The following is a 25,310-nucleotide window of genomic DNA, read 5'->3' on the forward strand; positions in this document are numbered from 1 at the left end:
GGCTCTGGCGGATGGCGTGCTTCCGCTCACCACTTGATCAGCGGCAGGATGCTGGACCGGTCGTCGGTCCACACGCCCCAATGCGGCTGCGGAGTCACCGGCGTGATGATGGGCTTGAGGATGGGTGAATCGATCAGCGCCGGATCGCGCGTGATCACCATCCAGTCGCTGACGATGAAGCCGCTGGTATCGAGGTCGCGCGCCAGCACGGCGTACAGGCCGCGCCGCTGGGCCGCGTTCACCACCAGCGGCGCCAGGTCGAAGAACTTGTTGCTGACATGCACCACGAGCGCGCCGTTGCGCGCGACGTGCTTCATGTAGATGTCGAAGGCTTCGATGGTCAGCAGGTGGATGGGGATCGCGTCGCCGCTGAAGGCGTCGATGGCGAGCAGGCCGTACTCCTGCGGCTCTTCGCGCTCGAGCCGGATGCGCGCGTCGCCGGGCACGATCTCGACCACGGCCGGCGTGCGGTTGACGAAGGTGAAGTCGCGCCGTGCCACGATCGGCACGACGGGATCGATATCGTAGAAGCGCACGATGTCGCCGGCGCGGCCGTGGGCCGCCATCACGCCGCTGCCCAGGCCGACGACGCCGATGCGCCGTGGCGCCGCGGACAGCGAGCGCAGCACGCGGCCGATGCCGGATTCCTCGCGGTAATAGCCGGTGGCCTGCAGCTGGCGCTCGATCGCCATCATCTGGAAGCCGTGCAGGATTGCGCCATGCACCAGCGAGCGCGAGTGGTCCTGCGTGTCCTTGTTGCTCTCGGTGACGCGCAGCACGCCGTAGAAATTGCGCTGCACCGAGACGGTGCGCGAGCGGTCGGTCTCGTAGCGATCCCACACCGCGAGGGCGCCGCTGCCGAACACCAGCACGACGAGCGCCGCGGCCATGCCGCGCAGCGCGGCGGTCTCGAGCCACTCGGCGGCGCCGATGGGCCTGCCGCGCCGCCAGCGCCACCAGGCCATGATGCGCGACTCGAGGCGCGGGATGGCGAGCGCCATCGGCACGGCCACCAGCGCCAGCACGATGCCCAGATCGTACTGGTCGTGAAGCGCCACCGGCGCCACGAGGCCGATCGCCAGGCCGCCGAGTGCGCCGCCCAGGGCCATCGCCAGGTAGTAGGGGCCGAGCTTCGACGGGGCGGGCCGTCGCGCCGACACCTCGCCGTGGCAGAACAGGCAGACCATGAACAAGCCGCCGACGAAGACCAGCAGGTTGGGCTTGAGCTTGAAGCCGAACGGGTCGGTGATCAGCGTCCACGCCATGGCACCGGTCGCCAACGCGGCGGCGATCAGCCACATCGGCCGCACATAGCCCAACCTGCCGTCGAACCACGCCACGAAGGTCAGCAGATAGACGGCCAGCGGCGGGATCCACAGCATCGGCACCGGCGCCACGTCCCGGGTGAGGAACTCGGTGACCGCGACCAGCAGGGCCGAAGGGATCGCCGCCAGCACCACGATCATCCACAGCGGCGACGGCGCGGTGTCGATGCCCATGTCCTTGGCCGGCGCCGCGGGGGCCGGCTCGATGTCGTCGGCCCGCACGATGCGCCAGGTGAAGGCGAGGATCAGGGTAGCGTAGAGGGCGTAGCAGGCGGACCAGACCCAGGTCTGCGCCTGCAGTCCCAGCGCCGGCTCGATGACGAAGGGATAGGCGACCAGCGCCGCCAGCGAGGCGGCGTTGGACAGCGCGAACAGCCGCCACGGCGCGGCGCCGGCGCGCGCCAGCCAGCCCTGCACCAGCGGGCTGGTCGAGGCGAGGATGGCGTAAGGGGGGCCGATGCCCAGCGCCAGGGTGATCAGGATGCCGAGCGCCGGATCGATCGTGCCGTCGGCCGAGAAATTGCCGCTCAGGCCCAGCGGCAGCGCAGCGAGGCTGGCGAGGACCAGGGCGGCGTGCAGCCAGCGCTGCCTGCGCCAGCCGAACTTCGTCGTGACGAAGGCGGCGTAGGCATAGCCCAGCAGCAACATCACCTGGAAGAACACCAGGCAGGCGCTCCAGATCGCCGATCCGCCACCGAAGCGCGGCAGGAGCAGACGACCGACGATCGGCTGCACCAGGAACAGCAGCAGGGCGCCCAGCATGACCGCGCCGGCGGCGAGGACGCGGGTCATGGGCGGGCTCCAGTCTTTCCGCGACAGGCAGCGCGACCGCAGATGGCGTTCTGCCCTTCTCCCCGCGAAGGCGGGGAGAAGGAAGCGATCGCCCTGCCCGAGAGAGCAAGCGCGGCGCGCGCCCGCGGCCGTCTTGCGTCCTTCGGGCGACTTCCCGCTCCGCGAGAAGGCGAGGTGCGCGCTGGCCTCACGGCGTCAGCTCGAAATGCAGCAGGATGGTGCGCTGCAGGGGGTTGAAGTTGTTGTCCGACAGCAGCCACAGCAGCGTCCCGCCGCGCGGCCCGTGAACGGCGGCGACGCCTTCGAGATTGTCGACCGAAAACGGGTGGCGCAGCCATGCCAGCTCCTCGCCGCGCACTACGGTGTTGGGCCGCAGGTCGGCGACCGTCAGGCGCTTGACCGCGACGCGCGCGCCGCGCGCGAAATCGAAGGCGCGTTCCAGCACTACCAGGTCGCCGTCGGGCAGCAGCGCCATCGACGTCGGTCGATGATCGGCGTCGCGCGTCTGATAGTGGAATTTGTGCCAGGTCGCGCTGGCGTCGACGAGCCAGCCGACCACTGTCCCCGGCCGTTCGCTCGCGGCCTCGCTGAGCAGCACGGTGCGGCGATCGGGCAGCACCGCCATCGCCTCGACGCCGCCATTCACCGGCTGCCAGCGGAACTCCGGCGGCGTGGTCAGGCGGCGCGACCGGCCGGCCAATCCCTGGCCGGCGCTCTCCTCGCCGGGCGGGTAGTGCATCACGCGGTGGTCGCGCTCGAAGCTCACCAGCCAGCCGCCGTCGGGCAGCCGCGCCAGGCCCTCGGCGTCGGTCGCGAGCTTTCCGGCCAGCAGCCGGCCGTCCTCGCCGCGCAACGAGCCGACCATGCCCGACGCGACGCCGACCAGGTGGCCCCTCTTGTCGTAGCGTAATGTCGCGGCGAGCCATGAGCCTTCGTCGGAGACGCTGCGCAGGGCACGGCCATCCTGGCCGATCCAGAGGTCGGACCAGCCACCGAAACGCGGCTCCGGCGAGGTCAGCACGAGCCCGCCACGCCAGCGCAGCTTGCCCACCTCGGTGACGGTGGGCTCATCGACGTTGAGCGGGATGGCGTGCGCCTCGATCTCGATCGCCACGGCCGGCGCCGGCTCGCGTGCGGCCGTCGAGCAGGCAGTCGCCAGCCACAGAGCCACGACCAGCGCCGGCAAGCCGGTCGCGATGTCGCGGATGCGGGACGGAACCATGCGGTTGGGGTCTCGGAGGACAAGACGGACGGCTCGATTGTGCCATGGCGAGGCCATCAATCCACGCCTAGAATCGCGCCCATGACGGAACGACGACGGATGGCCCGGCGCGGCCTGCTGGGCGGCCTCGCGGCGGCCGCCGTGGCCCCCGCCGTGCTGGCGCAGGGGCGCCGCCAGCCCCTGGCCGAGGATGCCGCCGTGATCACGGTGCCCGGCCACGGCGAGTTCACCGGCAAGCTGACGCCGACCAGGCTGCCGGCCAAGCCGGCACCGGGCATCGTGCTGGTGCATGACGGCTTCGGCGTGACGCCGCAGATGCAGGTCTACGCCGACGCGCTGGCCTTCGAGGGCTATGTCGCCCTGGTCGTCGATCTGTTCCGCGGCAAGACCGCCGGCACCGACCTCGAGGCGGCCGAGCTGGCGCGCACGGCGATCGCCGAGGACGCGGCGATCAAGGCCATCGCCATGTGGGCGGACTGGCTGCGCTCGCGCGACTTCATCGACCGCAGGCTGGGACTGGTCGCCTTCGGCCCGTCCTGCGCCTGGTCGCTGGCGGCGGCGCGGCAGACCCTGATCCACCCGATGGCGTTCTTCTACGGCCGCGTGCAGTTCAGCGAGGAGGACGCCAAGCGCTACCCCAACCACGTCATCGCCCATTTCGGCGATCGCGACGATGTCGCCGGGCCGGCCTGGCGCTACGAGATGGAGAACCGCTTCCGCCGCATCGGCTCGAAGCTGACCCAGGTCCACCACTATCCGGCGGGCCGCAACTTCGCCAACCCGCTGGCCAAGGCCTACGCCAAGCTCGACGCCCAGGTGGCGTGGAACGCCACCGTGGCGTTCTTCGTCTCGCAGCTGGGACGGCCGGAGAAGTGATGGCGCGGGCGCGAGCGCGGGTCGTCATCCTGAACGGCGTCGGCAGCGTGGGCAAAAGCGCCACGGCCCGCGCGCTCCAGGCGATCGCCACCAGGCCGTTCCTGCATGTCGCCATGGACGCGTTCCTGGAGATGCTGCCTGCGGCCATGCTCGATCATCCCGACGGCCTGGTGTTCGAGCGGGCGGAGCATGACGGACTGCCGGTCATCGCCATCAAGGGCGGCCCCGTGCTCGAGCGTGCCATGCTGGGCATGCGTCACGCCATCGCCGCGCTGGCGGCGCAGGGCAACGATCTCATCGTCGACGAGGTGATGCTCGACGCCGCCCCGGTGCGGCAGTACCGTGACCTGCTGAAGGATGTCGACCTGCGCCTGGTCGGGCTGTTCGCGCCGCTCGACGTGCTCGAAGCCAGGGAGCGTGCGCGCGGCGATCGGCAGATCGGCCTGGCGCGCTGGCAGCATGATCGCGTCCATCGCGGGATCGTCTACGATCTCGAAGTGGACACGGCGGCGATGCCGCCCAGCGCGTGCGCCGAGCTGATCCGCGAGCGCTTCGATCTCTGAGGGCTACCACTTCAGCGCCAGCAGCGGCGCGGCGAAGTCGTCGGTCCAGGCGGGGCCGCGGGCCGGCGCCTCGCTCGAGGCGGGCGCGATGCGGGCGTGGGCCAGCGGCGCGGGCTTGCGCGACAGCAGCACCCATTCGCTGATCGCCGCGCCGCTCACCGGATCGCGGTCGCCGACATAGCGCGCCTGCAGGCCGCGCGCCCTGGCGAGTGCACCCACCACCGGCGGCAGGACCAGGAACTTGTTGCTGACATGGAAGGCCAGGATGCCCTCAGGCGCGAGGTGACGCAGATAGACGTCGAGCGCCTCCAGGGTCAGCAGGTGCACCGGGATCGCGTCGCCGGAGAACGCGTCGATCGCCAGCACGTCGTAGCGCTGCGGCGGCTCGCGCTCCAGCACCAGCCTTGCGTCGCCCAGCACCGTCTCGATGGCGGCCCTGCTGTCGCCGAGATAGGTGAAGTCGCGCCTCGCCATGGCGATCACGGCGGGGTTGATCTCGTAGAAGCGCATCGTGTCGCCGTCGCGGCCATAGGCTGCGAGCGCGCCGGCGCCCAGCCCGACCACGCCGATGCGCGCGGGACCGTGTTCCATCCGCGCCTCGACGGCGCGGCCGCCGCCGCCCTCGCGTCGGTAATAGCCGGCGGCCTCGCGGCGGCGCCCGGGGCTCAGGAACTGGCGGCCGTGGATGATGGTGCCGTGCACGATCTGGCGCTCGCGCCGACCTCGAGCAGGCGCAGCACGCCGTAGAAATTGCGGCTGGAGACCACCGACTCGGCGTGCTCCCTGAAGAACTGGGCGCCGAGAAGCAGCAGGGGCCCGCCCAGCGCGACGGCGGTGAAGACCGGCGAGGCCGGCCTGCCGGCGCGGATGCGCAGCAGGATCAGGCCGACCAGGGCGGCGAGCGCGACGTCGAGCTCGAAGTAGTTGGGCAGCAGCAGCGGTGCTGCGACGCCGACCAGCAGGCCGCCCAGCGCGCCGCCGGCGGCGACGGTGAGATAGAAGCCGGTGAGATGGCGCGGCGCCGGGCGCATCTGCGCCAGCTCGCCGTGGCAGATCATGCAGCCGACGAAGACCAGGCCGGCCGAGACGACGAGCTGCGCCGGCAGGCTGTCCTTCAGGCCGGGCACGCCGCGGGCGAGGGCGAAGCAGACGACGACCGCGATGAACAGGATGGCGTAAAGCGGCAGACGATAGGCGCGCTCGCGCTCGAAGCAGAGGATGAAGCTGACGAGGTAAAGCGCCAGCGGCACGACCCACAGCAGCGGGAACGAGGCGACGTCCTGGGTCAGGTGGTTGGTGACCGCCAGCAGCAGGACGGAGCCCAGGGCGGCCAGCCCGGTCCACACCAGGTAGTCGCGCGCGCCCGGCGGCGGCGCGCTACTGGTTTTGGTGGCGCCTTTGGCGTCGGCCGCCGGCAGCCGCGCGTCGAGCGAGGCGGTGACGGCGAGCACGACGGCGAAGACCATGTACAGGCCGGACCAGACCCAGACCTGTCCGGCGGTGGCGAGCCACGGCTCGAGCAGCACGGGATAGCCGAGCAGCGCCAGCAGCGAGGCGAGGTTGGAGAGCGCGAAGAGCCGATAGGGGCTGACGCCGGGCCTCGCGCGCGCGAACCAGGCCTGGGCCAGCGGCCCGTTGGCCGCCAGCAGCGCGAAGGGCAGGCCGATGGTGGCGAGCAGGAAGAGCAGGATGCGTGGCGCCGGTGCGTCCTCGCCCGAGGGCTTCCACGAGGCGTCGGCGGAGATCGGCAGCCACAGCAGGCTGAGCGTCAGCAGTGCCAGGTGCAGCACGGCGCGCGGCCGGGGCGCGAGATGGCGGATGACGAGATGGGCATAGGCGTAGCCCGCCAGCAGCGCCACCTGGAAGAAGACCATGCACACGGTCCACACCGAGGCGGCGCCGCCGAACCACGGCAGCATCTGCCGCGCCACCAGCGGCTGGACGAGGAACAGCAGGAACGAGCCGAGGAAGATCGCGGCGGCGTGCAGCGGCATGGTTCGCCGATTCGTTGGCCGGCGGGAACCGGCTCAGAGGGACGGCGATTCTAGCACGCCTGCCGTCCCGAGCGCAGCGAGGGATCCAGAGTAGCCTGGATCCCTCGCTGCGCTCGGGATGACACTCAGTGCCGGCGCGACCCGGCGGAGATGGCGGCGCTGATCTTGCGGCCGGCGCGGCGCGAGGCGTCGGCGGTGCGCGCGTCGCCTTCCTCGTCGAACAGCGAGGCGAGCTGCTCCATCATCGTGCCGCCGAGCTGGTCGGCGTCGACGATGGTGACGGCGCGCTTGTAGTAGCGGGTAACGTCGTGGCCGATGCCGATGGCCACCAGCTCGACCGGCGAGCGCAGCTCGATCCAGTCGATCACGTCGCGCAGGTGGCGTTCGAGATAGTTGCCGGGGTTGACCGACAGGGTCGAATCGTCGACCGGCGCGCCGTCGGAGATCACCATGAGGATCTTGCGTTCCTCGGTGCGCGGGATCAGGCGGTTGTGCGCCCACAGCAGCGCCTCGCCGTCGATGTTCTCCTTGAGGATGCCCTCGCGCAGCATCAGGCCGAGGTTCTTGCGCGCGCGGCGCCACGGCGCGTCGGCGCTCTTGTAGACGATGTGGCGCAGGTCGTTGAGGCGGCCCGGGTTTGCCGGCTTGCCGGCGGCGAGCCACTGCTCGCGGCTCTGGCCGCCCTTCCAGGCGCGCGTCGTGAAGCCCAGCAGCTCGACCTTCACGCCGCAGCGCTCCAGCGTGCGCGCCAGGATATCGGCGCTCATCGCCGCCACCGTGATCGGCCGTCCCCGCATCGAGCCGGAATTGTCGATCAGCAGCGACACCACGGTGTCGCGGAAATTGGTGTCCTTCTCCTGCTTGTAGGACAGCGGCTGCGTCGGGTTGGCGACGATGCGCGCCAGCCGCGCGCCGTCGAGCATGCCCTCGTCGAGGTCGAACTCCCAGGAGCGGTTCTGCTGCGCCATCAGCCGGCGCTGCAGGCGGTTGGCCAGCTTGCCGATCACGCCCTGCAGGTGCGAGAGCTGCTGGTCGAGGTGCTGGCGCAGGCGCGCCAGCTCATCGGCGTCGCACAGATCGGGCGCATCGACCACCTCGTCGAACTTGTTGGTGTAGGCGTGGTACTGCTGGCCGTGCGGCTCGTTGCTGAGCGCGCCCGGCGGCAGCCACGGACGCTCGGCGCGGCCCGGCTCGTCCTCGTCGCCCGAGCCCATCTGCATCTCGGTCTGCGCCTGGTCGGCGGTGGTCTCCGAGCTGTCGTCCTGGTCCTGGGTGTCGTCGGTCTCCTCGCCGGTGGCGCCGTAGCCGTGCGTCTCCGAGGAGTCCTGGCCGTCCTCGCCGGTCTCGTTGCTTTCGCCGTCGGGATTCTCGCTCTGGTCCTGGTCCTCGTTGGACTCGTCCTCGAGGTCCATCGCGTCGTCGCTCAAGTGCAGGTCGCGGATCAGGCGACGCAGCGCGCGCGAGAAATTGTCCTGGTTGGTCGTGGTCTCGGCCAGGCGCTCGAAATCCTTGCCGGCGGATTTCTCGATCTCGTCGCGGAACAGCTCGACCATGTCGCGCGCCGCCTCGGGCATCGGCGTGCCCATCAGCTTCTCGCGCACCATCAGGCCGACGACCTCGGCGAAAGGCGCGTCGTCCTTCGAGCGCACGCGGCGATAGCCGCGCTGCTCGCAGCGCTCGGTCCACAGCTGGTCGAGGTTCTGCGCCACGCCGGGCATCTTGCGCGCGCCCAGCGATTCGACGCGCACCTGCTCGACCACGTCGTAGACGGCGCGCGCCGCCTCGCCACTGGGCATGCGGCGCAGATGCAGCTTGCGATCGTGATGGCGCATCTTCAGCGCCATCGAATCGGCCTCGCCACGGGCGCGCGCCACATCCTCGGCCGGCAGGTCGCGCGCCGGCACGGTGATGCGCGCCTCGTTGCCCATGGCGGTGCCGCCGTCGGGCACGAAAGTGACGTTGACGTCCTTGCGCGAGATGGCGCGCATGGTCGCCGACGTCAGCCGCCGGAATTCCTCGATCGGGGTCGAGTCTTTGCTGGTTGTCGCCACGACGCGCTCCCGCGCCTCAGTGCAGCTTGGCCTTGCCGTGGCCGGTCGGCAGCTCCTTGCCGAAGCAGCGCTGGTAGTACTCGGCGACGGTGGTGCGCTCGACCTCGTCGCACTTGTTGAGGAAGGTCAGCTTGAAGGCGAAGCCGATGTCGCCGAAAATCTCGGCGTTCTGCGCCCAGGTGATCACCGTGCGCGGCGACATCACGGTCGAGATGTCGCCGGCAATGAAGCCCGCGCGCGTCAGGTCGGCCAGCGCCACCATGTTGTTGACGGTCTTGCGGCCGGCATCGGTGTCGTAGGTCTTCGACTTGGCGAGCACGATGCCGACTTCCTGGTCGTGCGGCAGGTAGTTCAGGGTCGTGACGATCGACCAACGGTCCATCTGGCCCTGGTTGATCTGCTGCGTGCCGTGATAGAGGCCGGTCGTGTCGCCCAGGCCGACGGTGTTGGCCGTCGAGAACAGCCGGAACGAGGGGTGCGGGCGGATCACCTTGTTCTGGTCGAGCAGGGTGAGCTTGCCCTCGACCTCCAGCACGCGCTGGATCACGAACATCACGTCGGCGCGGCCGGCGTCGTACTCGTCGAACACCAGGGCGGTCGGCGACTGCAGCGCGTAGGGCAGGATGCCCTCGCGGTACTCGGTCACCTGCTTGCCGTCCTTCAGGACGATGGCGTCCTTGCCGATCAGGTCGATACGGCTGATGTGGCTGTCGAGGTTGACGCGGATGCACGGCCAGTTCAGCCGCGCCGCGACCTGCTCGATATGCGTCGACTTGCCGGTGCCGTGATAGCCCTGGATCATCACACGTCGGTTGTGGGCGAAGCCGGCCAGGATCGCGAGCGTCGTGTCGTGGTCGAACAGGTAGTCGGGATCGAGCACCGGAACGTGCTCGGTCGGCGTCTTGAAGGCGGGGGCCTTCATGTCGCTGTCGATGCCGAACGCCTCGCGAACGGAAACGGTGGTATCGGGTACTTGCTGGCCGGAAGCGGACGTCATCACAAAATCCAAACGTGGAAACCCCGGCGGGACGCCGGGGGAGCGGAGGATGGCAGGGCGGCTACAGCGCTGCAAGCGCGCAATCGTCGCGATATTCCGCTTGCTGGCATGCCCTTCCGAGGGGGCAATTCCCCAGCCCGATCAAGCCCTTGCCCCGTTGCTGCAGCGCGATGCGGACAATTCCTGACGGCGTTACACACGAGACATGAAAGGCACGCCCGCGAGATGGGAACGTGACACGGCCGGCGCAAGGTGGCGACAGGTGCAAAAGGGAGATCACGCCATGCAAATCGTCGCCATGGGCGCCCGGGACTTCTCCGGGATCGACGGCCTTCAGGATCCGGTGCGCTCGTCCGTCGAGCGCTCGACCCGCGGGCCGCGGCGCAAGCTGGTGGAGCGCTGCACCAATCTGCTGTCGGCGGGCATCGCCCGGGCGCCTTCGTACGAGCGCAACTGGATGCTGGCCCGCTCGTTCCCACAGGACGGCCCGGCCTTCGCCAGCGGTCAGATCGCCGAAGCGGTTGCCAACTGGTTGTGCACCGGCCGGGTCATGCCGGCGGCGACAAGCGGCCTCAGCCGCTATCAGCTCGGCCAGAAGCGCGGCGCGCACGGGGTCTACGAGACCTACACGCTGGCCACGTTGCTGCGCGACGCCTGGCGCAACTATCCGGAGCTGCAGCCCATCCTGGTCGAGGGCTCGCCGGATGCGCCGAATGCCAAGACCGTGCGCGAGCTCAGCCCCGTGCGACGCACCCACCACTTCGTCATGCTGCGCATGGGCGGTCGCCTGTACGTCGTCGATGGCGTTCGCGGCATGGTCTTCGACAGTCTGCGCACCTATCTCGGCGCCGTCATGCTGGCCGGCCACTGGGGCGAGTCGAGCGTGCGCATGAAGTGGTTCCGCATCTTCGAGGGCGGCCGCGAGGTCGATCGCAGCATCGTCGCCGAGGACAGCTGGGAAACGCCGGTCATGTGAGCGGGCGCGCCGCCGCCCCAACGACGTCGACGGCGGGCCGATGTCCGGATTGTGGCCGCTGAACCTTTGGCCGCGCCGGGCGTTGTCTGGGGGGTCGCGATGCCCGCGTCCCGTCACCGGACTGCCTGATGCGCTCGACGTTCCTTTCGTCGGCCTTCGTGCCGCTGGCGGCTTTCCTCATCTGCGGCGCGCTGGTCATCGCCGGCCTGGTTTACGGCGCCGATCTGCTGGTGCCGCTGGCGGCGGCCGGGCTGCTGGCCGCCACCCTGGCGCCGCTGGTGCAACGGCTGAAGCACGCCGGCGTGCCGCGCGTGGCCACCGTGGTCCTCTGTGTCAGCCTGCTGGTGAGCGGCTTCACCTTCGTCGCCGCGGTGATCGGCACCCAGGTCGCCGATCTCGCGCGCGACCTGCCGAAATACGAATTCTCCATGCGCGTGAAGCTGCGCGCCATCGCCCGCGACCTGCCCGAGGAGGGTGTGATCGGCCAGGCCGCCGCCACCCTGCAGCGCCTGGGCCGCGACCTGGAGAAGAGCGCCGCGCCGGCGCCCAGGCCGCCCGACGGCGGCGCGCCGCCGGTCGCGGTGCAGGTGCAGGCGCCGCCGCTGACGCCGGGCGAGATCGCCGGCGGCATCATCGGCCGCATCGCCCATCCGGCGATCAGCCTGGGCCTGGCCGTGCTGCTGCTGGTCTTCCTGCTGCTCGAGCACGAGCAATTCGCCCACCGCCTGTCGCGCTCCTTCGGCGAGAGCCGCATGGAGCACGTACGCGCCGCCTTCGACGACATCGTGCTCAATATCGGCCGCTACCTGCAGGCCATGCTGGCGCTCAACACCACCTTCGGCGTCGTCATCGGGCTGGGCCTGTTCGCGCTGGGCGTGCCCAACGCGCTGCTCTGGGGCCTGGTCGGCGCCGTGCTGCGCCTGGTGCCCTATGCCGGCGTGCCGCTGGCCTCGATCGGCCCGCTTCTCGTGGCCATCGCCGTGGGCGATGGCTGGCTGGTACCGATCCTCGTGCTGGTGCTGTTCCTCGGGCTGGAGCTGGTGATCGGCAACCTCGTCGAGCCGATCCTCTACGGCAGCCGCGCCGGGCTGTCGCCGCTGGTGCTGCTGCTCGCCGCCGCCTTCTGGGGCGCGGTGTGGGGCGGCATCGGCCTGATGCTGAGCACGCCGCTCACCGTCTGCCTCGCCGTGCTCGGCCGCCACGTGCCGCAGCTGCGCTTCGTCTCCGAGCTGGTCGGCGCCGAGCCCAAGTTCAACCCGCAATACGACCGCCTGCGCCGCAAGCGTGTCGCCAAGGCATAGGCCGATCCGATCCAACTGTCATCCCGAGCGCAGCGAGGGATCTACGGTTGGCCTGGATCCCTCGCTGCGCTCGGGATGACAGAGTGATCGCTACGCCCAGGGTGACGGGCGAATCTGATTCCGCGCGCGTCGCCCTAGCTTTGCGATAGAGTGGGCACCGCGTTCCACCACCTCCATGGTTGCCCGTGTCGTCCCCCGTGTCGTCCGACGATGTACTCGACCCGCGTTTCTGGTCCCGGCCGACAGCCAATCGCCATGGCGACATCGACGTCGACGACATCTATGTCGCCGTCGGCCGCGCGCTCAGCGAATGGTCGATGGTCGAGATCGCGCTCGGTCGGCTCTACGCCGCGCTCGACGGCGCCGCGCCGCACACCGCCTGGAGCGTCTACGCCTCGGACCGCGATCCGCGCGCGCGCCACGCCCGGCTGGGCGCGGCGGCGCAGATGCGCTTCGCCGACGGCGAGAGCGAGGACAGCGCGACCTGTCGCCGCCTGATCGAGGCCTGCGGCCACGCCGCCCAGCGCCGCGACGACGTGGTGCACGGCATCGCCGTGCTGTTCCGCCCCGGCGCGCTTGACGGCAGCTACCTGGTGCCGACCGGCTTCACCGCCGGCGACTCCAACGTGCCGGAATACGCCTACACCGCGGCGCAGATCACCACCCTGCGCGGCCGGTTCGCGCGGCTGCAGGACGAGATCAACGTGCTGATCCTGCGGCTGCAGGTGGCGGGCGGAAGCTGAGGCTCCCGGGCGCGCACCGTCCAGGCAGCGGCTTTCAGCGCGTTTGGGCCGCGTCGCTCCAGCGACGCATCATGAGCGCCGCTGGAGCGGCGCGGCCCGAAGACAGCCCACAAATGATGTGCGACTACAACCCGATCTGGCCCATCGCCAGGAACTTGTCCCGCCGCGCGCGGCGCACGGTGTCGCCGTCGAGCGATTCGAGGTCGGCGAGGTGGCGTGCGATGGCGTCGCCGGCGGCCTTGACCGCGGCTTCGGGGTCGCGGTGCGCACCGCCGACGGGCTCGGGCACGATCTCGTCGCAGACCGCGAGCTTTTTCAGGTCGTCCGACGTCATGCGCATCGCCTCGGCGGCTTCCTGCGCCTTGTCGGCCGAGCGCCACAGGATCGAAGCGCAGCCCTCGGGGGTGATCACCGAATAGACCGCGTGCTCCATCATCAGCACGCGGTTGGCGGCGGCGATGGCGATGGCGCCGCCCGAGCCGCCTTCGCCGATCACCAGGCTCACCAGGGGCACGCGCAGATCGAGGCAGACCTCGATCGAGCGGGCGATCGCCTCGCCCTGGCCGCGCTCCTCGGCGTCGATGCCGGGATAGGCGCCGGCGGTGTCGACGAAGGTCACCACCGGCAGGCCGAAGCGGTCGGCCAGCTGCATCAGGCGCTGCGCCTTGCGGTAGCCCTCTGGCTTCACCATGCCGAAATTGTGCTTCACCCGCGATTCGGTGTCGTCGCCCTTCTCCTGGCCGATGATCACCGCCGGGCGGCCGGCGATGCGGCCCAGCCCGCCCATGATCGCAGCGTCCTCGGCGTAGCCGCGATCGCCGGCCAGCGGCGTGAACTCCTCGACCAGGCCGGCGATGTAGTGCGTGGCGTGCGGCCGCTCGGGGTGGCGCGCCACCTGCACGCGCTGCCAGGCGGTGAGCTTGGCGTAGGTGGCGCGGATCTGGCGGTCGACCTTGGCCTGCAGCTTGCTGACCTCGTCGGCGATGTCGATGCCCTCGGACTCGCCGCTGCCCTGATGCCTCAGCTCGGCGATCTTGCCTTCAAGGTCAGCGATGGGCTTCTCGAAGTCGAGATAGGTCGGCATACGGCGCTTCTACTCCCGGGATGGCCCGACGCTGGCCTCAGGCCGTGATCCCGAGACGGCGCGCCATGCCGAGCAGGACTTCTGCCTGCTTGATCGAGGCATTGTCGATCAGTTTTCCGTCCAATGCCACCGCGCCCTTGCCGGCGGCCTGGGCCTCGACCATGGCGTCCAGAACGCGCCTGGCCTTGGCCAGTTCCTCCTTCGAGGGCCCGAACACCTCGTTGGCCAGCGCCACCTGCGAGGGGTGGATCGCCCATTTGCCCTCGCAGCCCAGCACCGCGGCGCGGTTGGCCTGGGCGCGGAAGCCCTCGGGGTCGGAGAAATCGCCGAACGGCCCGTCGATTGGCCTGAGCCCATGGGCGCGGGCGGCCACCACCATGCGCGAGATCGCGTAGTGCCAGGGATCGGCCCAGACGAAGTCGCGCCTGCCCTCGGAATCCTTGTCGGTGAGCACGCCGTATTGCGGGTGCGGGCCGCCGATGTTCACCGTCTTGGCCTTGGTCGAGGCGGCGTAGTCGGCGACGCCGAAATGCAGCGACTCGTTGCGCTTGCTGGCGCCGGCGATGGCCTCGACGTTGGCCATGCCGAGCGCGGTCTCGATGATCATCTCGAAGCCGATGCGCTTCTTCGCCTTCGTCGCGGTCTCGATCTGGGTGACCAGCATGTCGAGCGCGTAGATGTCGGCGGCGGTGCCGGCCTTGGGGATCATGATCAGGTCGAGCTTGTCGACCGCGCCCTCCAGCACGTCGATCACGTCGCGGTACATCCAGTGGGTGTCGAGCCCGTTGATGCGCAGCGACAGGGTCTTGCCGCGCCAGTCGACCTCGTTGAGCGCCTGGATGACGTTCCTGCGCGCCTGGTCCTTGGCGTCGGGCGCCACGGCGTCCTCGAGGTCGAGGAAGATCACGTCGACCGGGCCCCTGGCGGCCTTCTCGAACAGCTCGACCCGGCTGCCCGGAACGGCCAGCTCGCTGCGGTTCAGGCGCGCGGGCGCCGGCTCGGCGATCGTGAAGCTCATGGGGCTCTTTCCCTATGCTGCACTTGCGAAGGTGCGGCGCAATAAGAGGGAAAGGCCGGCTTGAGTCAATGGCGTGTCCCGTCACCCGCCGGCGCCTCGGCGCCATCCTGGGGATGGGCGCCGACGCGTTCGACCCACGCCGACAGCCGCCGCCGCGCCTTGATCGCCACGTCGGCGCTACGCCGCAATGTCCGCGCTTGGTCCAGCGCGTCCTCCATTGCCTCGACAGGCAGCAGGCCGGCGGCGCAGGTCCGCAACAGGTCGGCCTTCACGCGCTGATAGGCGGTGTCCACTCGCCGGATCTCGTCGTCGAATGACGCTGCCTCGACCCCGGAACGCATCTCGAGGCTGTGCAGGGCGGCCGCCCGCAGCTCCTGCCATTCGTTGCGCATGGCGATATCGGCCCGCGGCGGGGCGGCCGCCAGGCCAGGGGTGAGGGCGCCGAGATCGTCGAGATGCTGCGTTGCCCGGATGAGATCCGGCAGGGCGGCGACGACGTCCTCGGGCAGCGGGTTGCCGCTGAGCCTGCCGATGAACGACCGGGCCTGACGCGCGAGCTGCGCCAGCGCGTCGCGCTCGCCCGTCGGCATGGCGTGGGCGCCGGGCATCGCGGCGATCCGCACGCGCGCGGCGCGGAAGGCGATGTCGGTCATGCGCTCCAGTTCCAGGACCAGACCGCGCAGCGCCAGCGTCGGCACGCCGATCAGTGTCGCGTCGAGGAAGCGCGGTTGCGCGAGCTTCTCGGCGGCGGAAACGTACAGCCGCTCCAGCTGGCGCACGATGCGCTCGCCGGCCGGCCACATCAGCGCCGCGCCCAGCAGGTTGAAGCCGGTGTGGAAGAGCGCCAGGGTCGTCGGAACGTCGTCGCCCGCGCCCGTCCACCCCGCGACAAGCCGGCACGCGAACAGCAGCGGCTGCAGCAGCGCCATGGCGACAACGCCGGTCATGACATTGAAGAGGATGTGCGCGCTGGCCACGCGCCGGGCCGGAGGCGTCGCATTGAGCGCCGCGAACAGGGCGGTGGAGGTCGTGCCGACATTCGTGCCGACGACGGCGGCGGCGGCCAGCGGCAGCGGCACGCCGCCCGTGGCGCTCGCGGTCAACGTCAGGGCGATCGCCGCGCTCGACGACTGGGTCATGACGGTGAGCAGGGCGCCGAGGCCGAAGAAGGCGGCGATCGTCGACCAGTCGTAGTGCTCGAGATTGAGCTCCGTGATGCGGCCGGACATGCCGGCGAACCCGTCCTGCAGCACGCTGATGCCGAGGAAGAAGGCGCCGAATCCGGCGAGCGCCTGTCCCGCGCCGGCCAGCTCGACCCGTCCGCGCGCCGCCATGCGCAGCAGCATGCCGATGCCGATCAGCGGCAGCGCGAGCGCGCCGACCTCGACCTTGACGCCCACCAGCGCGACCAGCCAGCCGGTCATCGTGGTGCCGACATTGGTTCCGATGACCACCCAGAGCGCCTGCTTGAGGGTGAGCAGGCCAGCGTTGACGAAGCCGACGGCGGCGACGGTCACGGCGCTCGAGGATTGCACGATCGCCGTGATCAGCACGCCGGTCATGAAGCCGCGGGCGGCGGAGCTCGTCCAGGTCTCGAGAATGCTCTTCAGGGCGCTGCCGGCCGCCAGCTTCAGGCCGTCGGTCATCATCCACATGCCGAGCAGGAACAGGCCGAGGCCGCCGAGCAGGGAGGCGAGGTCCGTGACGGTCAAGGCGTTGTCTCCGAAGCGGCGAGCGGCGTGCGTGCGTCGCGGGCACGATAGCAAGCCAGGGCGATCCACGCGAAGCGCGGGACGGGCCGCGGGCGCGCTGTTTCGCCTCGGCGATTCGTTCGGTCAGAGCCAAGCCCGAACACGTGCCCCTGCTGGATTCCCCCGCTGCGCTCGGCATGACAGAGTGATTCGATCCACGCGCAATACGCGTTAGTGTCGCCCGTCATGGAACGCAGCACGACTCCCGCGCCGCTGTTGAGCCTGCCGGCGGCCATCGGGCTGGTCGCGGGGATCGTGACATTCGGCGCCACGCTCGTCATCGAGGCGCCCGCCGGGCTGCCGGTCGCCGGCTGGCGCACGCTCGGCCTCGCCCTGATGATGGCGATCTGGTGGAGCACCGAACCGGTGCCGATCGCCGTCACGGCGCTGCTGCCGCTGATCGTGCTGCCGATCATGGGCATCGCCGACATCGGCGGCGCCGCGGCGCCGTACGCCAACCCGCTCGTCTATCTCTTTCTCGGCGGTTTCCTCCTGGCGGCGGCGGCCAGTCGGTGGGGGCTTCACGTGCGCATGGCGCATGTCGCCGTGCGATCGATCGGCGGCGGGCCGCGGCGACTGGTTCTCGGCGTCATGTGCGCGGCGGCCTTCCTGTCGATGTGGATCAGCAACACCGCGGCGGTCGTGCTCCTGCTGCCGGTGGCATCGTCGATCATCGCCGCCGTCGAGGAAGCCGCCGGACCCGGCGAGGACGCCCGGCGCTTCGCCCGCGCGCTGATGCTTGGCCTCGCCTACGCGGCGAGCATCGGCGGCGTCGGCACGCTGATCGGCACGCCGCCCAACGCGCTGCTGGCGGGCTATCTGCTGGAGCGACACCACATCGATCTGTCGTTCGTCGCGTGGTCGGCGATGGCCATGCCGCTGGTCGCGGTCTTCCTGCCGCTCGCCTGGCTGATCCTGACCCGCCTGGTCTTTCCGCTCGGGCACAGTCTCGCGAAGCTCGACGGAGACGGTGGCGTGCTCGGGCAAGGGTCGGTCGGGCGCGGCCTCACGGCCCCCCAGCGGCGCCTCGGCGCGCTCTTCCTGCTGGCGGCGGGATTGTGGGTGGGCCGGCCGTTCCTCAACCGCCTGCCGGGCCTCGAGGGGCTGAGCGATCCCGGCATCGCGCTGCTGTGCGCCGCGCTGCTGTTCGTGATCCCCAGCGGCGAGCCTGCCGATCGCCGCTTCCTGCTGGTCTGGCGCGAAACGCGCGACATCCCCTGGCAGATCCTGATCCTGTTCGGCGGCGGCCTGTCGCTGGCCGCGGCGATCGATTCCAGCGGGCTCGCCGCCTGGATCGGCGGCGGCCTGGCCGGCCTGGAGGGCATGCCGGCGCCCGCGTTCCTGCTCGTGCTGACGACGAGCGTCGTCGTGCTGACCGAGCTCGCCAGCAATACCGCGACGGTCGCGGCGTTCCTGCCGATCGTCGGCGCGATCGCCGGCGCCCACGGCATGGATGTCGTGACCCTGTCGGCGGCGGTGGCCATGGCCGCGAGCTGCGCCTTCATGCTGCCGGTGGCGACGCCACCCAACGCGCTCGTCTTCGCGACAGGTCACGTGCGCGTCGTCGATATGGTGCGCGCGGGAATTGCCATGAACATTCTGTCCGTCGCGCTCGTCTCCCTCGCGGCGTGGTTCGCATCGCCGCTGCTCGGCTCCCTGAAATAGCCTTCCGCGCTACTCCTTGTCCGGCGTGCCGCCGCCCGCCAGCGGATGGTGGTCCTGGACCAGCGCCTTGAGTTTCTCGTCGAGCACGTGGGTGTAGATCTGCGTCGTGGCGATGTCGGCGTGGCCGAGCATCATCTGCACGCTGCGCAGGTCGGCGCCATGCGCCAGCAGATGGCTGGCGAAGGCGTGGCGCAGCACGTGCGGCGAGACGCGGCGCGGGTCGAGATTGGCCTCGATCGCCAGCTCCTTGAGCAGCTGGCCGAAGCGCTGGCGGGTGAGGTGGCCTTCGGCGGCGCGCGAAGGGAAGAGATAGGGCGAGGACTGGTCGGGCTTGAGCGTCGCGCCACGCGCGCCCAGCCAGGCGAAGATCGCCGCGCGCGCCGGCTCGCCCAGCGGCACCAGGCGCTCCTTGTTGCCCTTGCCGCGCACGATCAGCGCGCGCGGGTCGCGCTCGACGGCGGCCAGCGGCAGGCTCACCAGCTCCGACACGCGCAGCCCGCCGGCGTAGAGCAGCTCGAGCAGCGCGGCGAGCCGCAGGCCCTCGGTCGCGTCGCGTCGGTGCGCCGCCTGGATCAGGGCGGCGACCTCGCCGGTCGACAGCACCTTGGGCAGCGGCCGGCCGAGCTTGGGCGAATCGAGCGTCGCCGAGGGATCGTCGGGGCGGCGGCCGTCGGCCAGCAGGAAACGATAGAACTGGCGGATCGCCGAGAGCCGCCGTGCCGCGGTGCCGGCGCCCATGCCGGCGTGGCGCAGGCTGGCGATGTAGGCGCGCAGCGCATCGGTGTCGGCGTCGAGCGGCCGCATCCTGCGCCGCGCCAGGAAGCCCGTCAGGTCGTCGAGGTCGCGGCCATAGGCCTGCTCGGTGTTGCGCGCCGCGCCGCGCTCGGCGACCAGCATCTCGATGAACATCTCGACCTGCGGGTCGCGCGGCGGGCCCTCGCGCGGGCGGCGGCCGCGACGATCGCGCAGCCGGGCGGGGGCACGCGGGCGGGCGGCCATGGCTACAGCCCCGCCAGGATCGCGTATTCGAGCGCGAAGGAGCGCGCCAGATCGACACGCTTGATGCGCATGAAGGCGCGCAGGATGGCCGCGACCTTCGCCGGCTCCAGGCTGGCCAGCGGCGTCGATCCGGCCAGCGCGGCGGCCCGGCAGATCGTCTCGGCGAAGCGCTCGGCCTGCGCGGCGGCGAGCAGCGCGGCGATCGCCGGATCGGATGTGTCCTCGGCGGCGCTGGGCGCGAGCGAGGCCAGTGCGTCGCGCGAGGCCGCGTTCATCGCCGACAGCACCGCATGCAGGGTCGGCGCGGTGCGCGGGCGCAGCGCGGCGCGGCGCTGCATCAGCTCGGGATCGAGCGGCACGCGGTTGCCGAGCCCGGCGATGGCGGCCAGCGGCGCCAGCAGCGCCACGCGATCATCGGTCTGCTGCGCGGCGCCGGCCCGTGCCGCCGCGAACCACTCGGCGGCGCGATCGAAGCGCTCCAGGGTCAGCACGGCGCGCAGCCCCGCGGCGGCGAACTCGGCATGCGCCGGCGTCGGCCGTGCCGCGGCGATCGCCGGGGACAGCGCGCGGATGGCGCTGCCCGCGGTGTCGTACGACACCTGATAGAGCCGGTGGGCGAGGATGACGCGCTGCTCGTTGCTCGCCGCACCCTGCGCCTGGGCGAAGACCACCGCGCGCCAGGCCGTCGGCGAGGTCGCCGCCGATTCCTTCAGCCCGCGCGAGAGCTCGCCATAGAACTCGGCGAGCCGGTCCGGCTCGGTCACGCCGGCGCGCTCGGCGCGCTCGGCGATCTCGACGCGATGCGCCAGGGGGATGGCCCGGTTCTCGATCGCCGCACGCAGCACGCCCGGCGAATCGGAGCCGGTCAGCGGCGTCGGCAGGCCGGCGATGTCGATCAGCGCCAGGATCAGGCCGTCCTCGGTCGGGCTCACCGACGGCGCCGTTGCGCCGTTCAGGATCCGATCCGCCAGCGCGATGAAGCCGGCGTCCCCCTGGCCGCGCAGGGCATCGAGCCCGGCGCGCGCCGCCTCGTTGCGGCGCGCGTGCAGATGGCAGACGACCGCCGCCTGGCGCCACCACGTCTTGTCGATGTGCTCGACCGCCGCCTTGACGCGCCCGCAGGCGCTGTCGCGCTGTCGCGCGCGCATCAGCGCCTCGGTCACGATCTGCGCCGTCATCGGTCCTTCGCCGCCGCTGCCCAGGCGCAGCAGCTCGTGGGCGTTCTCGGCCTCGCCCATCGCCGCCAGCTTCTCGACGCGCAGGCTGAACAGGAGCGGCAGCGCGCCATCGGGCCGGGGCGGCGCCGGCCCCGCAGTGAGCAGGCGGAACTGCAGGTCGCGCAGGACCCGCGACTGGGGCGCCGAAGGCAGGCCCAGGACCAGGGCGCGGGCTTCGGCCATCGACGTGCCGTGCCACGTCCAGCCCGGGACCCCGGCGCTGCGCGTGTCGACCAGGCCGATCCGGTCGAGCGGATTGCTTGGCGCCGACGGCGGCATGACGTGTCGCTGCGGCGTGTCCTGGGCCTGCACGGCACCCCAGGACAGCACGCAGCCGACCAGCGTCGCGACGACGGCGCTAGCGCGAGAAGCGGTCATGGGGGATCTGGATCTCGATGCTGCGCGTGGGGGGCGGCACGTCGATGATCGCCAGCATCACGAAGCCGGCCAGTGCCAGCACCAGGAGAAAGCCGAGGAGGATCGTACCGAAGCCCAGTCTCGACATATTGTCGGTACTCGCAGGTGGATAGAGAGGGATGAACCGGGGCGCGCCGGCATGGGGCGCGCCTCACGCCGCCGCTTGTGCGATCACGGCCAAGCGGCGATATAGGGCGGGACACTACTCCGCAGAAGCAAGACAGGCAACGCGCGTATGCGCGCAACATGTTGAGAATCATCGCAGAATCGGCCGAAATCGTGGACGATCAGCGCCCCGCCGCGGCGAATCCCGCCATTGTCCGCACCGTCGCCCTGGTCGGGCTGATGGGCGCGGGCAAGAGCGCCATCGGCAAACGCCTGGCCCAGCGGCTGGGCCTGCCCTTCGTCGACGCCGACACCGAGATCGAGGCGGCGGCCGGCTGCAGCATCGAGGAATTCTTCGAGCGCTTCGGCGAGGCGGCGTTCCGCGCCGGCGAGCGCCGCGTGATCCAGCGCCTGCTCGACGGGCCGCCGCACGTGCTGGCGACCGGCGGCGGCGCCTTCATGGACCCGCTGACCCGGGCCGTGATGCGCGAGAAGGCGACCACCATCTGGCTGCGCGCCGACCTCAACGTGCTGTTCGAGCGCGTGTCGCGGCGCACCAACCGGCCGCTGCTGAAGAACGGCGACCCGCGCGGCACGCTGGAGCGCCTGATGGCCGTGCGCTATCCGGTCTATGCCGAAGCCGATCTCGTGGTCGACAGCCGCGACGCGCCGGCCGACCGCACGGCCGAGGAGGTGCATGCAGCGCTGATGCGCCATGTCGGCGCGACGACGGGAGGCACGTGATGAGCGGGCAGGCGCGGCGAGTGCCGGTGGCGCTGGGCGAGCGCGCCTACGACATCCTGATCGGCCCCGACCTGATCGCGCGCGCCGGCGAGCATTGCGCGCCGCACGTCCCCAGGCGCCGCGCCATCGTCGTCACCGACGAGGCGGTGGCGCAGCTGCATCTTCAGAAGCTGGTCGCAGCGCTGGGCTCCGCCGGCATCGAGGCGCCCGCAGTGGTCGTGCCCGCCGGCGAGGCGAGCAAGGACTTCGGCGAGTTCGGCCGGCTGATCGAGGCACTGCTCGACCAGCGTCCCGACCGCGACACCGTGCTGATCGCGCTGGGTGGCGGCGTGGTCGGCGATCTCTGCGGCTTCGCCGCCTCGGTGCTGTTGCGCGGCGTCGACTTCATCCAGGTGCCGACCACGCTGCTCGCCCAGGTCGACAGCTCGGTGGGCGGCAAGACGGCGATCAACACGCGCCACGGCAAGAACCTGGTGGGCACCTTCTATCAGCCGCGCCTGGTGCTGGCCGACACCGGCGTGCTCGACACGCTGCCGCGCCGCGAGCTGCTGGCGGGCTATGCCGAGATCGCCAAGTACGGGCTGATCGACGACGAGCCATTCTTCGCCTGGCTCGAGAGCAACGGGCATCGGGTGATCGACGGCGACGCGCGCGCGCGCGGAGAGGCGATCGCGCGCAGCTGCACGAGCAAGGCGCGCATCGTGGCGCAGGACGAGCGCGAGCAGGCCGGCGTGCGCGACCTGCTCAATCTCGGCCACACCTTCGGCCACGCGCTGGAGAAGGAAACCGGCTACGGCGGCGGGCTGCTGCACGGCGAGGCGGTGGCCATCGGCATGGTCCTGGCGTTCGACATGTCGGCGGCGCTCGGCCTTTGCCCGGCGGCCGACGCGCGGCGCGTGCGCGCCCATCTCGAGGCGGTCGGCCTGCCGGTCTCGCCGCTGACCATCGCCGGCAGCAATGTGCGCGGCTGGGACGCCGCGCGGCTGGTCGAGCACATGGGCGCCGACAAGAAGAACCGCGACGGCAAGCTCACCTTCATCCTGGCGCACGGCATCGGCCGGTCCTTCGTGCGCCGCGGCGTCGACGGCGCGGCTGCGCTCGACACCATGCGGCGCGCGCTCGCGGCGTGAGTACGGAATCTTTACCTTCCCCCGGAGGGGGAAGGTGGCGCGGAGCGACGGAAGGGGATGTCGAAGACGGACTGCGGCGTTCGTCTCCGGCATCCCCCTTCCGCCCTTCGGGCACCTTCCCCCTCCGGGGGAAGGTATGATGGCGCCATGATCGAGAATCTGCTGACGCCGGAAGTCGTGGTGCCGCTGGTCGCGGTCTGCGTCGCCGGCTCGGCGTACTTCTCCGCCGGCCGCGCCGCGCTGATCCATGCCGCGCGGCCGCGCATGCATCGCCTGGCGCAGCTGGGCAATCGCCGCGCCCGGCTGGTCGGCGCGCTGATCGATCGACGCGACGACGTGATCGGCGCGCTGCGCCTGGGCAACATGGTGGTCAACATCGCGGTCGCTTCGCTGACCACGGCGCTGCTCGCCTCGATGTACGGCGTCTATGGCGTGGTCTACGCCGCGGTGCTGGCCCTGGTACTGATCCTGCTGCTGGGCGAGATCCTGCCGCGCAGCCTCACCCAGCTCGGCCCCGACCGCGTGGCGCTGTTCCTCGCGCCGGCGCTGCAGCTCACCGCGGCGTTGCTCGGGCCGGTCATGGAGGGCGGCGCGCGCATGGTGCGCCGGCTGCTGCGCCTGCCCGATCCGCGCCTGCGGATCGACCACGATTCGGCGGCGCACGAACAGCTGCTGCGCGGCGCCATCGAGCTGCACGACGAGGCCGGCGACGAGAAGGACGCGCCCGACGAGAAGAAGATGCTGCGCTCGGTGCTCGACCTCGCCGAGCTGACGGTCGCCGCGGTGATGACGCCGCGCGGCAATGTCGAGGCGCTCGACGCGGCGCAGCCGGTCGCCGGGCTGGTCGAGAAGGTGCTGGCCAGCCCGCACACGCGCATTCCGCTCTATCGCGGCCAGCCCGAGAACATCGTCGGCGTGGTGCACGCCAAGGCGCTGTTTCGCGCCGTGCACCACCACCAGGGTCCGCTCGACACGCTGGGCCAGCAGGGCTTCGTCACCGCGCCCTGGTTCATCCTCGAGACCATCTCGCTGCTCGACCAGCTGCAGGCCTTCAGGAAGCGCCGCGAGCACTTCGCCGTGGTCGTCGACGAGTACGGCGCGCTGCAGGGCGTGGTGACGCTCGAGGACATCCTCGAGGAGATCGTCGGCGAGATCGACGACGAGACGGATGTGCGAGTCGCCGGCGTCGAGGCGCTGGGCGACGGCAGCTTCATCTGCCTGGGCTCGGTGCCGGTGCGCGACCTGATCCGCGAGTTCGGCTGGCGCCTGCCCGAGGACGTCGCCACCACCATCGCCGGCATCGTCCTGCACGAGGCGCGGCGCATCCCCGAGGTCGGCCAGACCTTCGCCTTCCACGGCTTCCGCTTCGAGGTGCTGGCCCGCGAGGGCAACCGCATCGCGAGGCTGAAGGTGACACCGGCCACAGCATGATTTCTTCTCCCCGCGAAGGCGGGGAGAAGGTGCCGAGCGTCAGCGAGGCGGATGAGGGGCTTCCTCGCGCAACGACCAACGCCGCTGCTGTCGAGACTCAGCGAAGCCCCTCATCCGCCCTTCGGGCACCTTCTCCCCGCCTTCGCGGGGAGAAGGAACAAGACATTGCCCGTCGCGCCGTCGCCGCTATAGTCGCGGCCACATCCGACAGACTTCCAGCGAGCCTCTCCATGCCTCTTTCCGCGCCCGTCGCGCGCCAGCACCTGCACACGCGTCGCGTCACCTGCACCGGCTATTTCCGTGAGGACGGCCTGTTCGACATCGAAGGCCAGATCACCGACGCCAAGACCTACGAGCACGACAACGAGTGGCGTGGCACGCTCAAGCCGGGCGACTACGTGCACAACATGTCGATCAGGCTCACCATCGACCGCAAGATGGTGATCCACGACGTCGAGGCCTGCACCGACAACTCGCCCTACAGCATCTGCGGCGACGTCGCGCCCAATTTCAAGGCGCTGATCGGCCTGCGCATCTCCGGCGGCTTCCTCAAGGCCGCGCGCGAGCGCGTCGGCGGCACCAGGGGCTGCACGCACATCGTCGAGCTGCTGGGCCCGGTCGGCACCACGGCCTACCAGACCATCGGCTCGGACAAGGCCGAGGAGCTCAGCCGCGAGCACTGGCACCGGCAGCTGGCGGCGCGCGGCGAGCAGCCGCCCGCGAAGAGGAAGCTCGGTGTGAAGGACTACCGTGCGCCCTCGGTGATGAACACCTGCCACGCCTGGGCGGAGGACGGTCCGGTGATCCGCCGCTGGGCGCCGCTGTCCTACACCGGTCCGGACCGCGAAACGGTGCGCGAAGAGGCCGAGGCGCGGGTCGCCGCGGGGCTTCCGCCCGAGGCATAAACCG

At 70.8% G+C, this 25,310-nt stretch carries 22 protein-coding genes; 10 read left to right on the top strand and 12 right to left on the bottom strand.

From position 1 onward, the window contains the following. Positions 1 to 26 precede the first annotated feature (26 nt). Positions 27 to 2,117 carry a fused MFS/spermidine synthase gene (locus KF889_23575; GenBank protein MBX3502435.1) on the bottom strand — a complete coding sequence of 697 codons (2,091 nt, stop codon included), beginning with the start codon at positions 2,115 to 2,117 and terminating at the stop codon, positions 27 to 29. Between the two features lie 187 nt (positions 2,118 to 2,304). Beyond that, positions 2,305 to 3,339, bottom strand: coding sequence for an esterase-like activity of phytase family protein (locus KF889_23580; protein ID MBX3502436.1), 1,035 nt, complete (start codon positions 3,337 to 3,339; stop codon positions 2,305 to 2,307). Positions 3,340 to 3,420: 81 nt separating this feature from the next. Here KF889_23580 and KF889_23585 point away from each other — a divergent pair, with 81 nt between their 5' ends. Continuing rightward, the gene (locus tag KF889_23585) at positions 3,421 to 4,215 is read left to right on the top strand and encodes a dienelactone hydrolase family protein (protein ID MBX3502437.1); all 795 of its coding nucleotides are present in this window, start codon (positions 3,421 to 3,423) and stop codon (positions 4,213 to 4,215) included. After that, positions 4,215 to 4,778 carry an AAA family ATPase gene (locus KF889_23590; GenBank protein ID MBX3502438.1) on the top strand — a complete coding sequence of 188 codons (564 nt, stop codon included), beginning with the start codon at positions 4,215 to 4,217 and terminating at the stop codon, positions 4,776 to 4,778. Before KF889_23585 ends, KF889_23590 begins: the two co-directional genes overlap by 1 nt. 3 nt (positions 4,779 to 4,781) lie before the next feature. On the opposite strand, the gene KF889_23595 is transcribed toward KF889_23590, so the two are convergent. The 4 genes from KF889_23595 to cobS all read right to left on the bottom strand — a co-directional run bounded on the left by KF889_23595 (position 4,782) and on the right by cobS (position 9,820). Further along, the gene (locus KF889_23595) at positions 4,782 to 5,480 is read right to left on the bottom strand and encodes a fused MFS/spermidine synthase (GenBank protein ID MBX3502439.1); all 699 of its coding nucleotides are present in this window, start codon (positions 5,478 to 5,480) and stop codon (positions 4,782 to 4,784) included. Further along, complete coding sequence (locus KF889_23600; protein MBX3502440.1) at positions 5,444 to 6,772, bottom strand: hypothetical protein; 1,329 nt, start codon at positions 6,770 to 6,772, stop codon at positions 5,444 to 5,446. Before KF889_23600 ends, KF889_23595 begins: the two co-directional genes overlap by 37 nt. A gap of 125 nt (positions 6,773 to 6,897) precedes the next feature. After that, complete coding sequence (gene cobT, locus KF889_23605; protein MBX3502441.1) at positions 6,898 to 8,760, bottom strand: cobaltochelatase subunit CobT; 1,863 nt, start codon at positions 8,758 to 8,760, stop codon at positions 6,898 to 6,900. Between the two features lie 79 nt (positions 8,761 to 8,839). After that, entirely contained in the window at positions 8,840 to 9,820 is a 981-nt protein-coding gene (gene cobS, locus KF889_23610; protein ID MBX3502442.1) for a cobaltochelatase subunit CobS, read from the bottom strand. Between the two features lie 283 nt (positions 9,821 to 10,103). Here cobS and KF889_23615 point away from each other — a divergent pair, with 283 nt between their 5' ends. The 3 genes from KF889_23615 (at position 10,104) to KF889_23625 (ending at position 12,840) form a co-directional block, all read left to right on the top strand. Next, positions 10,104 to 10,796 carry a hypothetical protein gene (locus tag KF889_23615; GenBank protein ID MBX3502443.1) on the top strand — a complete coding sequence of 231 codons (693 nt, stop codon included), beginning with the start codon at positions 10,104 to 10,106 and terminating at the stop codon, positions 10,794 to 10,796. 128 nt (positions 10,797 to 10,924) lie between these two features. Next, the gene (locus KF889_23620) at positions 10,925 to 12,097 is read left to right on the top strand and encodes an AI-2E family transporter (protein ID MBX3502444.1); all 1,173 of its coding nucleotides are present in this window, start codon (positions 10,925 to 10,927) and stop codon (positions 12,095 to 12,097) included. A gap of 197 nt (positions 12,098 to 12,294) precedes the next feature. Continuing rightward, entirely contained in the window at positions 12,295 to 12,840 is a 546-nt protein-coding gene (locus KF889_23625) for a hypothetical protein (protein ID MBX3502445.1), read from the top strand. A gap of 124 nt (positions 12,841 to 12,964) precedes the next feature. Here KF889_23625 and KF889_23630 read toward each other — a convergent pair whose 3' ends face one another. The 3 genes from KF889_23630 to KF889_23640 all read right to left on the bottom strand — a co-directional run bounded on the left by KF889_23630 (position 12,965) and on the right by KF889_23640 (position 16,654). Beyond that, a complete protein-coding gene (locus tag KF889_23630) occupies positions 12,965 to 13,924 on the bottom strand; it encodes an acetyl-CoA carboxylase carboxyltransferase subunit alpha (GenBank protein MBX3502446.1) in 960 nt (319 codons plus the stop codon). Between the two features lie 37 nt (positions 13,925 to 13,961). Continuing rightward, positions 13,962 to 14,942, bottom strand: coding sequence for a CoA ester lyase (locus KF889_23635; protein ID MBX3502447.1), 981 nt, complete (start codon positions 14,940 to 14,942; stop codon positions 13,962 to 13,964). 65 nt (positions 14,943 to 15,007) lie between these two features. Continuing rightward, positions 15,008 to 16,654: a Na/Pi cotransporter family protein gene (locus tag KF889_23640; protein ID MBX3502448.1), complete on the bottom strand. Its 1,647-nt coding sequence runs from the start codon at positions 16,652 to 16,654 to the stop codon at positions 15,008 to 15,010. Positions 16,655 to 16,879: 225 nt separating this feature from the next. Here KF889_23640 and KF889_23645 point away from each other — a divergent pair, with 225 nt between their 5' ends. Beyond that, positions 16,880 to 18,358, top strand: a complete 1,479-nt coding sequence (locus tag KF889_23645; GenBank protein ID MBX3502449.1) for an SLC13/DASS family transporter — start codon at positions 16,880 to 16,882, stop codon at positions 18,356 to 18,358. Between the two features lie 9 nt (positions 18,359 to 18,367). On the opposite strand, the gene xerD is transcribed toward KF889_23645, so the two are convergent. From xerD to KF889_23660, 3 genes are read right to left on the bottom strand one after another with little or no spacing between them, the layout of a single operon-like run. After that, positions 18,368 to 19,357: a site-specific tyrosine recombinase XerD gene (xerD, locus tag KF889_23650; protein MBX3502450.1), complete on the bottom strand. Its 990-nt coding sequence runs from the start codon at positions 19,355 to 19,357 to the stop codon at positions 18,368 to 18,370. A gap of 2 nt (positions 19,358 to 19,359) precedes the next feature. Then, positions 19,360 to 20,952, bottom strand: coding sequence for a hypothetical protein (locus KF889_23655; protein MBX3502451.1), 1,593 nt, complete (start codon positions 20,950 to 20,952; stop codon positions 19,360 to 19,362). After that, the gene (locus KF889_23660; protein MBX3502452.1) at positions 20,933 to 21,079 is read right to left on the bottom strand and encodes a hypothetical protein; all 147 of its coding nucleotides are present in this window, start codon (positions 21,077 to 21,079) and stop codon (positions 20,933 to 20,935) included. Before KF889_23660 ends, KF889_23655 begins: the two co-directional genes overlap by 20 nt. A 158-nt stretch (positions 21,080 to 21,237) precedes the next feature. On the opposite strand from KF889_23660, the gene KF889_23665 reads away from it, so the two are divergent. From KF889_23665 to KF889_23680, 4 genes are all read left to right on the top strand, one after another. Next, positions 21,238 to 21,840, top strand: a complete 603-nt coding sequence (locus KF889_23665; protein ID MBX3502453.1) for a shikimate kinase — start codon at positions 21,238 to 21,240, stop codon at positions 21,838 to 21,840. Next, positions 21,840 to 22,970, top strand: a complete 1,131-nt coding sequence (gene aroB / locus KF889_23670) for a 3-dehydroquinate synthase (GenBank protein ID MBX3502454.1) — start codon at positions 21,840 to 21,842, stop codon at positions 22,968 to 22,970. Before KF889_23665 ends, aroB begins: the two co-directional genes overlap by 1 nt. Before the next feature lie 147 nt (positions 22,971 to 23,117). Further along, entirely contained in the window at positions 23,118 to 24,401 is a 1,284-nt protein-coding gene (locus tag KF889_23675; protein ID MBX3502455.1) for a DUF21 domain-containing protein, read from the top strand. A 230-nt stretch (positions 24,402 to 24,631) separates the two neighbouring features. Beyond that, positions 24,632 to 25,306 (top strand): DUF2889 domain-containing protein, encoded by a 675-nt coding sequence (locus KF889_23680; GenBank protein ID MBX3502456.1) that lies wholly within the window; start codon positions 24,632 to 24,634, stop codon positions 25,304 to 25,306. Positions 25,307 to 25,310 lie beyond the last annotated feature (4 nt).

This window comes from Alphaproteobacteria bacterium, from assembly GCA_019635875.1.
Taxonomy (GTDB): Bacteria; Pseudomonadota; Alphaproteobacteria; order Reyranellales; family Reyranellaceae; genus JAFAZJ01.

Excerpts from the sequence above, each read along its gene's own strand:
- KF889_23655 (MBX3502451.1), bottom strand. The coding sequence starts at position 20,952 with ATGACCGCTTCTCGCGCTAGCGCCGTCGTCGCGACGCTGGTCGGCTGC.
- KF889_23645 (MBX3502449.1), top strand. The coding sequence starts at position 16,880 with ATGGAACGCAGCACGACTCCCGCGCCGCTGTTGAGCCTGCCGGCGGCC.
- KF889_23620 (MBX3502444.1), top strand. The coding sequence starts at position 10,925 with ATGCGCTCGACGTTCCTTTCGTCGGCCTTCGTGCCGCTGGCGGCTTTC.
- aroB (MBX3502454.1), top strand. The coding sequence starts at position 21,840 with ATGAGCGGGCAGGCGCGGCGAGTGCCGGTGGCGCTGGGCGAGCGCGCC.
- KF889_23600 (MBX3502440.1), bottom strand. The coding sequence starts at position 6,772 with ATGCCGCTGCACGCCGCCGCGATCTTCCTCGGCTCGTTCCTGCTGTTC.
- KF889_23615 (MBX3502443.1), top strand. The coding sequence starts at position 10,104 with ATGCAAATCGTCGCCATGGGCGCCCGGGACTTCTCCGGGATCGACGGC.
- KF889_23635 (MBX3502447.1), bottom strand. The coding sequence starts at position 14,942 with ATGAGCTTCACGATCGCCGAGCCGGCGCCCGCGCGCCTGAACCGCAGC.
- KF889_23680 (MBX3502456.1), top strand. The coding sequence starts at position 24,632 with ATGCCTCTTTCCGCGCCCGTCGCGCGCCAGCACCTGCACACGCGTCGC.
- KF889_23585 (MBX3502437.1), top strand. The coding sequence starts at position 3,421 with ATGACGGAACGACGACGGATGGCCCGGCGCGGCCTGCTGGGCGGCCTC.
- KF889_23660 (MBX3502452.1), bottom strand. The coding sequence starts at position 21,079 with ATGTCGAGACTGGGCTTCGGTACGATCCTCCTCGGCTTTCTCCTGGTG.
- KF889_23580 (MBX3502436.1), bottom strand. The coding sequence starts at position 3,339 with ATGGTTCCGTCCCGCATCCGCGACATCGCGACCGGCTTGCCGGCGCTG.
- KF889_23630 (MBX3502446.1), bottom strand. The coding sequence starts at position 13,924 with ATGCCGACCTATCTCGACTTCGAGAAGCCCATCGCTGACCTTGAAGGC.
- KF889_23665 (MBX3502453.1), top strand. The coding sequence starts at position 21,238 with ATGTTGAGAATCATCGCAGAATCGGCCGAAATCGTGGACGATCAGCGC.
- KF889_23675 (MBX3502455.1), top strand. The coding sequence starts at position 23,118 with ATGATCGAGAATCTGCTGACGCCGGAAGTCGTGGTGCCGCTGGTCGCG.
- xerD (MBX3502450.1), bottom strand. The coding sequence starts at position 19,357 with ATGGCCGCCCGCCCGCGTGCCCCCGCCCGGCTGCGCGATCGTCGCGGC.
- cobS (MBX3502442.1), bottom strand. The coding sequence starts at position 9,820 with ATGACGTCCGCTTCCGGCCAGCAAGTACCCGATACCACCGTTTCCGTT.
- KF889_23575 (MBX3502435.1), bottom strand. The coding sequence starts at position 2,117 with ATGACCCGCGTCCTCGCCGCCGGCGCGGTCATGCTGGGCGCCCTGCTG.
- KF889_23590 (MBX3502438.1), top strand. The coding sequence starts at position 4,215 with ATGGCGCGGGCGCGAGCGCGGGTCGTCATCCTGAACGGCGTCGGCAGC.
- cobT (MBX3502441.1), bottom strand. The coding sequence starts at position 8,760 with ATGCGCGCCATCTCGCGCAAGGACGTCAACGTCACTTTCGTGCCCGAC.